Consider the following 10,392-nt stretch of genomic DNA (forward strand, 5'->3'; position numbering starts at 1 on the left):
GATAATCGGCATAACGATGTTTATTCATTTATTTTGGAAATCATCACTCTATTCCCATCTTTCACCACAAAACTGCCTACCAATGAATAATGATCAGTCTCATCTACATAAGCTGATATTTCCATAAAGCATTTTTTACCGTCATGAATAGAGATCATCTCTAACGGAAACGAAAATTTAGTATCCGCAGGATATTGTTTGACAAAAGTTTTAAATATATTGCTGTGTGTCAGAATAGAAATAGCGTGTTCTTTCACCATGATCGAATTGCTTTGTGTTATCTTCTCACAATCAATTTTTTCTCCAAGCACTGATTGTTCGGCATGGAGAGACAATGAGCCCATAAATAACAGTAAAATATTTACTATCCGAAAGTGCCTTATTAAATTTATATTACATGTTTTTATTGTTCTCATACATCCCTCTCCCCCGCCTTTTTAATCACCGCTTCCAGCAGCTCTGTAAATGTTTGGGTATCTTCTTCGCCGATCATCATGAATTCTAAAAAATATTCACATTTAGTATGATCAATTTTAGTATAAGCAAACTAAAATTAAGTTATTTTTGTTATTAAATCACAGCATATTTCTCTCTCATGACAACTATTTACCTACATTCTTATCGTACAATAGAGTAGCCTCAAAATATAATACGGGTTATATTTTGGATCAGCTATACTTTGAAAATACACTATTTGGAGATGACCATGCGTTCAATCAGCCTCGCAACTTTACTATTATTCGGTTCATTACAAACGGCAGGAGCTTTTGATTTCGGCTCTTTAATGCAAACCGTGGCTCCGGTAGCCCAAACCGCTGCCCCTATCGCCGACAGTGCTCTGATCTCAAACCCTCTCATCAAAAATCTCACGACTACGCTCGGAGTTACTCCGACGCAGGCGATTGGAGGCTCAGCCGCGCTTATCAATAACGCCAAAGGCAATATGAGCGCGAGCGATTTCACCACCCTTACGAAACAAGTACCGCAAGCGGGAACCCTTCTAAATGCCGCACCGGCAGGATTGCTCGGAATGGGAAATGTTGGAACCCAATTCTCCGCTTTGGGAATGGATTCATCAATGGTCGGTAAATTTTCGCCGATTGTGCTCCAATATCTCCAAGACGGTGCAACTCCGGGAATGGATAAAATCCTCGCCGCGGCATTCGCAAAATAATACTCTCCCCTTTATCTCCTCTTTGTGAAAAGAAGGAGATATTCTTACCTTTCCAAGCCTCATATATTGACCATATTTCGTTACAATAGTTGCATGAACATGCAAATTTTATTTCCGTTAATACTGACGCTTCTTTTTAGTCTGATCCACTCGTTAGCGTACACCCGTATCGTTAACCATTTGCACATCAAACCCTCAACCAAACATGGGCTGAAATACCTCCTGATCGCCAACATGATCGCCGTTTTGGGTTATCTTTCCAGCCGTTATTTTTTCAGTCCCCCTAAATTTCTCTACTTTCTTTTCTCCCTCAGTATCGGGTTCGGATTTATCCTTTTGATGGCAATCATTCTGTATGAGCTGCTCCATCTTTTGCAGCGGATTGCTCCGTTCAAAGAAGAGAAGCGGATCTTTTTCAAACGCACTACCGATCTGGGGTTTTTAACCCTCGGAAGTGCTTATATAGGTGCAGGTGTGGTGGAGGGGGCAAAAGAGCCGATCCTCAACCGTATCGATATCCGCCAAAACCGTTTCGGCGGCAAAGCGTACCGCATCGTCCAAATCAGCGATATGCATGTAGGGGGATTGATAGAGCGGGATTTTGTCTCCAAAAGCGTGGAAACGATCAACACTCTCAATGCTGACCTAATTGCAATAACCGGTGACTTGACCGATGCGCATATCGATACGCTCAAAGATGCCATCGGCGAGCTTCGCAACCTCAAAAGCCGCTACGGCACCTATTACATTGTAGGCAATCATGAATATTTCCACTCCGTAGGCGACACTATCGCGTATCTGAAAACGATCGGTATCCATGTTCTGGAAAACACCTCGATGAAAATTGACGATTTTTATATTGCAGGGGTATACGATCTCTTCGGATACCGCAGCAATACCTTTGTTCCGGATATTACCAAAGCGATGGCAGGGATTCCGGCAGATGCACCGACCCTATTGTTAGCCCATCAGCCCAAATACATCGAATATCTCGAAGGGTTCACCCCCTCCCTCATCCTCAGCGGCCATACGCACGGCGGACAGGTCTGGCCGTTCGGATATCTGGTCTCATTGGCACAGCCTTATCTAAAAGGGCTCCATTCGCTGGGAGACAACCGCCATATCTATGTCAACAGCGGTATCGGTTTTTGGGGGCCGCCGATGCGTCTGGGTTCGCACGCCGAAATCACCTGTATCACATGGTCATGATACAATTGCATCATTACTATAGGAGTTGATTTTGTTTGATATGCACTGCATCCTTTTTGCCGGGGGCAAAAGTTCGCGTATGGGAGAGGATAAATCGTTGCTCCCGTTTGGGGAGTTTCCCACACTGACACAATTTCAGCATGAGCGTCTCAGCAAACTTTTTACCCGTGTTTCCGTCTCGACCAAAACGGCCGACAAGTTTGATTTTGATGCCGATTTCATCCTCGATCCCGAAGAGGTCGATTACGCCCCTACGGCAGGGTTTGTCAGTGCCTTTCGTGCAATAGAGGATGATCGGATCATGGTACTCAGCGTCGATACCCCGTTTATTGATAATGCAGTGTTCCAAACATTAATCGATGCGGATGAGAGAGGACTCGACGCGGTTATTGCCAAAACGGCAACAGGATCCCATCCCTTGTGCGGTATCTATCACAGATCATTGCTCGAAGAGTTTGAGCGAATGCTGCGTGAAGGGGATCATCGTTTAGGCAAACTGCTCGCTTCACGCGAAACCAAATACGTTGAGTTCACAGATGAAGAGGCGTTTGCAAACCTCAATCATCCACACGAATATCAAGAGGCTCTTTCTCGCTTTTGCGGACAAGATAAATAAAGACGGCAAAGACCAGCAGCAAAAAGGCCAGTGCCGCGATCAGTGTCGACGCATACGGCAGGTCTTTGTAGTTATGGATCGAAATTTTAAATACAACCAATAACGCTTCGATGAGCAATGCGATAATGATCGATACGGAGAAATTAAGCAGCGTTTTCGCATTGAATGTTTCACTCACATGCTGTGTTCGCGGCAGCACCTCCTGCTCAAAAATCGTTTTCCCCAGATCATAGACGGCAAGTCCGAGTGTCAATGCGATAATGGGCTTGAATACCGCATCGATATTCAAAGGCTCTTCCGCAATCAGATAGCCGGCAAAGGTATAAAATCCGTACAATACGACAAACACACCGAAAAATAGCAATCCGCCGCCGATTATGGCATACGACGACCGATTCATATACTTGAACAAATTGTTTTTTTCGATCAGATCAAACCGCTCCAGTAATTTACGAAGCCGGAAATCAAAAAAGAGATATCCGTCCCCTACCGCATACACTACGGTGATGCACAAATGACGGGTAGCCGTTGAAATGTACGGCTCACTGATATAAAATCCTTTTTGAATCGCCACCTCATCGATCAAATAGGAACGATCCACTCCGATATGGTGGTGTTCCTCTTTACTCGTCGAATAGATATTAGGTGAATTTTGAACAAACCCTTCGTCACATTTATACAGCAATTCCAAACTCGGGAATGTTTTGTACAGTCGTTCCACAAGTTGGACATTCAGTGTTTTAAGACTAACGTTTCCTAATGTTGTTAAGATAAATTTTTGAATCAACGGGGCATTAGCAGCGTAACTTCGTACTAAATCTTGCATTGTATATCCCCCTTTTTTTTCTTATTTTGATATTCATAATGATGAGCACTCTGGCATTACCTGCCCTCTTTAGCAGCCCCAAAGTCTCATGGCAAAACTATAGCCCATTTTTTAACCTTAATATGATTATTTTTTAATCATATTAAGGTTTACAACTCTTAGCTATAATAACAATAATACCTCTGCCTCAAAGAGGCAAGCTTTAGCGCCATTGCGGCCAGCGTAGCCGAAGGGATTTTATTCCTTTGGGGTTCAAAAACAGGATAAAAGAGATTAATTATGAACCTAACCCACCTAGATGAGCGTGACCGTCCGAAAATGGTTGACGTGTCCGATAAAAATACGACTGCACGCGTTGCCGTTGCCAGCGGTCTTATCACAATGAGCTCTGACGCCTTCGAAGCAGTCATAAACCAAACCGCAAAAAAAGGGCCCGTCCTTCAGACTGCGGTAGTAGCCGCCATTATGGGTACCAAAAAAACGTCCGACCTCATCCCGATGTGTCACCCGCTGAACCTCAGCGGGGTTCACTGCGACATCGAAGAGCTGCCCGATTTACCCGGCTTCAAATTAACGGTTACGGCAAAATTGAGCGGTCAGACGGGAGTTGAAATGGAGGCGCTTACCGGCACCAGCATCGGGCTTTTAACCATCTACGATATGCTTAAAGCCATTGACAAATCGATGGTGCTGGGTCCTATTCAGCTTGAAACCAAATCAGGAGGCAAAAGTGGTGATTATCAACGAAACAACTCAAAAGCTTGAATTGGAATATCCGTGCAAATGGTGCTATAAGGTCGTTGCACACGAACGTGCCGGCATTGAGATTGCTGCGATGGAAATTTTCAGTTCACGGGAATACTCTTTAAATCCTTCAAATACAAGCCGTAGCGGAAAATACATCAGCATGAACTTAGAATTATTAATCCATAATGAAGACGAACGAACCTATTTTTTCGAAACGCTCAAGGCGCACCCTCATATTAAAATGGTACTCTAAAGGAAACATATGAATCTAGAAACCTTTAAACGGGATATTAAAAACCGCTATAACTCTCTCACAACCGGTGAAATCGATGCAAAAGTATCTGAGATGGTCGGTGCTTTGGAAAGTGAATGGGCAACTTCTCCCCATGCACTCTCACTCCAAGAACTTCGTATCTTTACCGGAGCCATGATTGAAGAAGAAGGGCATACGCTCTATGGTGAACTTGAAGAGCTCATGGCGCAAAAAGAGCGCATCGAACGCCAAATTGCACGTAAAAGTGAAGACCTTCAGCACCTCAAGTATAACCTTTACAATGCGTTGGAAAAACATCTATCCGGCAATGAAGAGACCCTTGAAAAGCTCCATCAAGTGAAACTCCAATCGATTGATCTGTTGGAAATTCTCGAAGAGATTACTGAGAGTGCCATTATTACAACACTGGAAAAAGGGATCGATACCGAAGAGACCCTTGAAGAGATCATTAAAGAGATCACCTTCACCGCTCTTAACGCCAATGTCCTCAATGCAACGCGAATACGCCGGATCCTTGCAAGTATTCTCCAAAATGCACTCAATATTGCTGAAGCGTCTCCGAATCAAGCTGAGATTATTTTACGCGGGACACTGCACGGAATCCACAATGCATTGCTTCGCTCTATCGAAAAATTTCATCAGTATCTCCTTTATGTTCCCGAAGAGGTCAAAGCGCTTTATCGTGACGAATATAAAACGATCGAAATGGAACTTGACAATGTCGATACCCTCTATACCCAGATCATACACGGTTTGAATGCACATAATGACCCGATATTAATCGCTCAGCTTGAAGTGATTAATAATGAACTTTCATCCGGTTCGGATGAGCTTAAACACCTCTCTAAAGAGACCGTCGAATTGCTCAGAACCAAACTCGCAAAAATTAAAAAAGGAGTTACGGAGCGCGGTAATAAATTACTCAAATCAAAATCAGCTCAAGAAGCTAAAGCGATGGGGACCCGAGCGTGGAGTGTAGCCAAGTCGGCTATGAACGGTGCGATCAAGGGGGCAAAAGACGCCATGGAGAAAAAATAATTTCCGTTCGTTCTTAGAGAGTCGAATCTTATTCAAGATTCGGCACGTTCACCGCAAACTAAGATTATAAATCTTTAGCCATGGTAAACATATTTTTAAACTGCTTTGTATAACTGTCGCATCGATCACAAATAGGGTCTCCCCCTTTGTATGGGAACGGACATCGACATTCATGACACATCACCATATCATAGTGAACCAATTGCTCTGCTCGCTCAAATGCGATACTCACAAAATCAAATTCATTTTTTCCGCTGATTGCTTTAGGTTTACAAATGTCTTCACAAATACCGCATCCGATGCATTTTCCTTGACTGAAAAAGATTCCCTGTTTATCGGATGTAGGGAATAATGCATCCGTAGGACAGAATTGTGTACACTCCCCACAGTTGGTGCAGCTTTGAAAATCAATTTGTTTGTTAAAGAACAAAGAACTCGGCCCTTCAAAAGTCGTTTTTTCCATATCTCCCACCCGCTCTTTAAGCGAATTTTTGAGCAAAATACGTTTGAGCGGCATTTTCATATCTGGGAGCTTATGATGTGCGGTTGTCATCGCGATATGAGCTTGGGATTCATTCGTATTCACAATGGATGTTTTAACCTTTTCAATCCCTTTTCGGAACAATGCACGGCGCTCACTCTGCTCTTCTTTAACCTCTATCGTATCAATACGGTGTTCCACCCCGATTTGTTCTAACAATACATTGGTCTCTTCGATTGTTGAACGGATCGATTCGCCAAGAACTCCGTTTTGGTTCAGGACACACCCTTCACAATGACTCAGATCACATTGTACGCTTCTATTTGAACGTAATGCCATGACGGCATAATGTTCGACGTCAAAAACACCTAAACACGGCGTCGAGACTTTACATGAAAGCGTTGTCTCTTTTTGATCCTGATACGATACGGCAAAACCGTTCGGATCAAAACTCTCAATCTCCAACGCTTCCGTCGGACAACTTCCGATACATCCCGCACATCCGACACATTCATTTTCAAAAAGTGTCAATTTGTTGCGAACAATGTGAAAAGCCCCTTTTGGACACAAATCGATACATATATGACAATCATTATGAAAATATTCGTTACGCAGACATCGTGTAGCCGTAAAACTAAAAAGATTGCTCTTTTGGATGAAATTCATATTACCCATGTGTAGCACTTTGTGATAAATATTCGTAATCCGCACTCAAAAATTCAACGGTAAAATCACAGATCTCTCTATAAAAAGGGGTGTCCGCCATACTTCGCATTCCCATCATATAGGGCACTACCCACGGAATGATATGTTCTTCCAAAAACTTACTCTGCGGTTGCATCTCATTACGATAAACCAAGGTTTGCATAAACGCAAGCTCTATTCCCAGATGATCCGGTGCCATAATGTCCGTTTGATTCATATTTACCTCAAATCCGTGTGAAAAATAAAAGCCCATAACCGGATTTTGCAATCCGACAAGGGTCTCATTTTTAGCATCCAATACAAACGATTCTACAGGTTGTGTATTGAGGATGAACATTGAGGTATAATCGATATTCAGAGCATCATACAGTGCTTCAACATCAGTTGATTTCATCCACGCTTTCGTCTCTTCACCGATAATCTCCAAGAGTGCATCATTGCTTATGAGGTCATGGATAAAACGACGGTCTGGGATATTGCTCATAACACGCGATAAAAAGGCATAGATATAAAGACGGTATTCGTTATTCATCAATTGTTCCTAAAAAAAGTACAGGATTGTGTCATATGAGGACTTTGAGACAGCAAAGTTTAGACAATTAAGAGTCTAACCCCAAGAGGGGTTAGGCTGGTGTTATAAACACCCTTTAAAGAATGATTTTTTCGGTGGAGGGGGAGCTTTAAACTCAGTTGCATGAATCGTATTGGTCGCTTCATCAAGCGTTCCGACGATAACAACACCGTTTTTATTGTACCCTTCACCAAGTTCTGATGCTTTTAGTTTTGTTACATCTACGATGTATGTTTTACCGGTATTGTGCTGGAACAATGCCAATGGCACTTTTTTCATCGAACCCGGTTCTGATTTTCTAAAACATCCGTCTGAACCACAGCTGTAGTTTTCCAAATAACAGCTTGAGAATGAACCTTCAGCCGCACATCCTGGAGTTGTCAATAACCCGTCGAACTCTTGCCCTTCAGGTTCACCTGCGAACGCACTGAATACCAGCACGGCGCATAACAATGCAATCTTTTTCATTATTCTACCTCCGCTTTGAGAGTTTTGAGGTACGCTACGATGTCCTCAACCGTCTTCTTGTCCAAAAAGCTAAAGTCAGTCATCGCTGAAATACGTTTACCTTTTTCAATTGTATACCAAGGAGTATTACTATGTGCATTACGATTATAACCTGGTACGACAACCGCAGACGGTTTTAAGATTGACTCACGAAGATACGCAACAGTTGAGTAACCACCCACGTTTGCCAATGATGGTCCCATAAAGCTCGGGGCATCTTTAGACGTGATTTGGTGACAACCTGCACAACCGTTTGCATCTAGTGCCACTTTTCCTTTTTCTGCGTTACCTTTTGATTCTTCTGTCACTTCAGCAACAACTTTTGTATCAGGTTTCATCCCTTCCAAATTTACGGCTACCCATGAAGAGAGGTTTTTCAAACCGTTACGTCCCATTTTGTCTCCATCCCATACAGCGATAGCAACCGGAACCGTTCCTTTGAAATTGACATAGTCATCTTTAAGCGGACGTACAACAGTTCCGCTCCAGCCGTTATTCGCATATGACATTGAAGCATTTGATTTAACGGAACCATCTTTGATTTCTGTCAATGAACGGAACCCTTCCGCTACAAATACACGCTCGTAATCGGTTTTTGCCAAAGAAGCCACTTTTGCATCGTAATCCGCAAGTTCTTGACCGAATACACCAGTTTGCTGTCGGTTAATTTGTGTCGATACATCTTTATTGCCGTTTGGCTCATATACTTTTTCAGTTGCTTTTTGCAAATGAACAACAACAGGACGGCCGTTTGAACCCATCCCGATATACGGAAGGGCTTGAGAACCTTTAGTTGCTCCGGCAAATTGAACCGCAAAACCGTCACTGTATGTGTCAGATGAGTAAGCACCTTGAACACTTTTCGACCCGTCAGCCCATTTGACCATCAACGCGATGTTTTTTCCATCATATAATGCGGCAACATCCGCTTTTTTTGCTTTATCGTCTGCATTTGCCGCATTCGCTTTTTTATCATTCATATGAACGGCAGTTTGCGGATACAGTGTCACGCTTGAAAATTTTGCTTTTGCCCATGAGGCAGCATCATTAACATCACTTACTTTTACCGCTGTAATTGTATCTGCGGCTAGCGCCGCAGAAGCTGCAAGACCCAACGAAAGTATAGAAGTAAGAATCTTTTTCATTAGTGGTGTCCTCCAGCTTTAGTAAACTTACCGGCGAGATAACGTGTATCTACCGGAGCCAATGGATTGCGTTTGTTCTCTTTCGCTACTTGTTGATAGTAGTTGTTGTCCAAACGGAACATATCGGAGTGTTGATATGCGATCAAAAGATCGAGCAATTCACTGACACCTGTCTCTTTACGTTTTTTCATCTCTGCTTTCAATGTTGCGATTGAATCATGTACCGCAGGTCCGAATAATTTTTCAAGTTCTTCGATAGGAAGACGCGTTGAACCTTCGATGATTTTCCCTTCTGCATCAAATTTAGCAGGAGACTCGGTCGGAGGAATATAGTATACATTCGGTTGTGTACCGTAATCAGAACGCAAACCGATCGCTACTTTGTATTTGTGTACCAATTTATATACTTGTGAATCTTCATCATCCAAGAATCCTACGAAACGGATACGTCCAACACATTGTTGTGCACATGCCGGTGGCAAACCTTGCTCAATACGTGGGAAACAAAGGATACATTTCTCTGATTTAGAGATTTTCGGATTGAAATAGATTTTTTTGTATGGACATCCCGCGATACAATAGCGGTACCCTTGACAACGATCCAAGTCAACCAAAACAACACCGTCTTCTTCACGTTTGAAGATCGCGTCACGAGGACACGCACTCAAACAACCCGGATTTGTACAGTGGTTACAAATACGCGGAAGATAGAAGAAATAGTTGTCTTGCGGGAATGCACCCGCACCTTGGTCTTCATCCCAGTTTGGTCCCCATGTAGGAGAAACGTGAGGGTGGAAGTGTTGGCTATCTGCCATACCGCCCATCAAAGACTCATAGTTATAATCCCAAGGCACCCCGTAATCGGCTTCAAGATTAGGGATAACACCCGGTTGAAGATCGCCGGCAGCATCAAATCCGCCGCCCAACTCCATCCAGTTTTTAGGATAACCGGTACCCGGATAGGTCTCAACATTATTCCAATACATATATTCACGACCGTTACGGTTCGTCCATTGCGTTTTACATGCTACGGTACATGTTTGGCACCCGATACATTTGTTCAGGTCCATTACCATTGCTAATTGTCGTTTAGACATCT

Annotated in this window: 13 protein-coding genes; 6 read left to right on the forward strand and 7 right to left on the reverse strand. The window is 43.1% G+C overall.

Annotation, left to right across the window (positions count from 1 at the left end):
• Positions 1 to 20: 20 nt before the first annotated feature.
• On the reverse strand, positions 21 to 416 hold the full coding sequence (locus tag PHE37_RS13075; protein ID WP_299994924.1) for a hypothetical protein: 396 nt from the start codon (positions 414 to 416) through the stop codon (positions 21 to 23).
• Between the two features lie 290 nt (positions 417 to 706).
• Here PHE37_RS13075 and PHE37_RS13080 point away from each other — a divergent pair, with 290 nt between their 5' ends.
• From PHE37_RS13080 to mobA, 3 genes are all read left to right on the forward strand, one after another.
• On the forward strand, positions 707 to 1,174 hold the full coding sequence (locus PHE37_RS13080; protein WP_299994922.1) for a DUF2780 domain-containing protein: 468 nt from the start codon (positions 707 to 709) through the stop codon (positions 1,172 to 1,174).
• A 99-nt stretch (positions 1,175 to 1,273) separates the two neighbouring features.
• Positions 1,274 to 2,383, forward strand: a complete 1,110-nt coding sequence (locus PHE37_RS13085) for a metallophosphoesterase (protein ID WP_299994920.1) — start codon at positions 1,274 to 1,276, stop codon at positions 2,381 to 2,383.
• A gap of 40 nt (positions 2,384 to 2,423) precedes the next feature.
• Entirely contained in the window at positions 2,424 to 2,999 is a 576-nt protein-coding gene (gene mobA / locus PHE37_RS13090) for a molybdenum cofactor guanylyltransferase MobA (protein ID WP_299994933.1), read from the forward strand.
• Here the strand turns inward: mobA and PHE37_RS13095 are convergent.
• On the reverse strand, positions 2,941 to 3,825 hold the full coding sequence (locus PHE37_RS13095; protein ID WP_300008740.1) for a hypothetical protein: 885 nt from the start codon (positions 3,823 to 3,825) through the stop codon (positions 2,941 to 2,943). The genes mobA and PHE37_RS13095 overlap by 59 nt on opposite strands.
• A gap of 279 nt (positions 3,826 to 4,104) precedes the next feature.
• Between PHE37_RS13095 and moaC the strand changes: the two genes are divergently transcribed.
• The 3 genes from moaC to PHE37_RS13110 are packed head-to-tail and all read left to right on the forward strand — an operon-like array spanning position 4,105 to position 5,884.
• Positions 4,105 to 4,590 (forward strand): cyclic pyranopterin monophosphate synthase MoaC, encoded by a 486-nt coding sequence (gene moaC / locus PHE37_RS13100; RefSeq protein WP_299994916.1) that lies wholly within the window; start codon positions 4,105 to 4,107, stop codon positions 4,588 to 4,590.
• Positions 4,556 to 4,825 (forward strand): DUF493 domain-containing protein, encoded by a 270-nt coding sequence (locus PHE37_RS13105; RefSeq protein ID WP_299994914.1) that lies wholly within the window; start codon positions 4,556 to 4,558, stop codon positions 4,823 to 4,825. The genes moaC and PHE37_RS13105 overlap by 35 nt, the downstream gene beginning before the upstream one ends.
• A gap of 9 nt (positions 4,826 to 4,834) precedes the next feature.
• Positions 4,835 to 5,884, forward strand: coding sequence for a DUF6781 family protein (locus PHE37_RS13110; protein WP_299994912.1), 1,050 nt, complete (start codon positions 4,835 to 4,837; stop codon positions 5,882 to 5,884).
• 64 nt (positions 5,885 to 5,948) lie between these two features.
• Here the strand turns inward: PHE37_RS13110 and PHE37_RS13115 are convergent, their stop codons facing one another.
• From PHE37_RS13115 to PHE37_RS13135, 5 genes are all read right to left on the reverse strand, one after another.
• Positions 5,949 to 7,040: a 4Fe-4S binding protein gene (locus tag PHE37_RS13115; protein WP_299994909.1), complete on the reverse strand. Its 1,092-nt coding sequence runs from the start codon at positions 7,038 to 7,040 to the stop codon at positions 5,949 to 5,951.
• Positions 7,033 to 7,602 carry a molecular chaperone TorD family protein gene (locus PHE37_RS13120; RefSeq protein ID WP_299994907.1) on the reverse strand — a complete coding sequence of 190 codons (570 nt, stop codon included), beginning with the start codon at positions 7,600 to 7,602 and terminating at the stop codon, positions 7,033 to 7,035. Before PHE37_RS13120 ends, PHE37_RS13115 begins: the two co-directional genes overlap by 8 nt.
• 102 nt (positions 7,603 to 7,704) lie before the next feature.
• Entirely contained in the window at positions 7,705 to 8,109 is a 405-nt protein-coding gene (locus tag PHE37_RS13125) for a hypothetical protein (RefSeq protein WP_299994906.1), read from the reverse strand.
• Positions 8,109 to 9,293, reverse strand: a complete 1,185-nt coding sequence (locus PHE37_RS13130) for an ethylbenzene dehydrogenase-related protein (RefSeq protein ID WP_299994904.1) — start codon at positions 9,291 to 9,293, stop codon at positions 8,109 to 8,111. Before PHE37_RS13130 ends, PHE37_RS13125 begins: the two co-directional genes overlap by 1 nt.
• Positions 9,293 to 10,392: 4Fe-4S dicluster domain-containing protein (locus PHE37_RS13135; protein WP_299994903.1), on the reverse strand; the 1,100-nt coding region annotated here is incomplete at its 5' end. The genes PHE37_RS13130 and PHE37_RS13135, both read right to left, overlap by 1 nt.

This window comes from Sulfuricurvum sp. (assembly GCF_028681615.1).
Lineage (GTDB): Bacteria > Campylobacterota > Campylobacteria > Campylobacterales > Sulfurimonadaceae > Sulfuricurvum.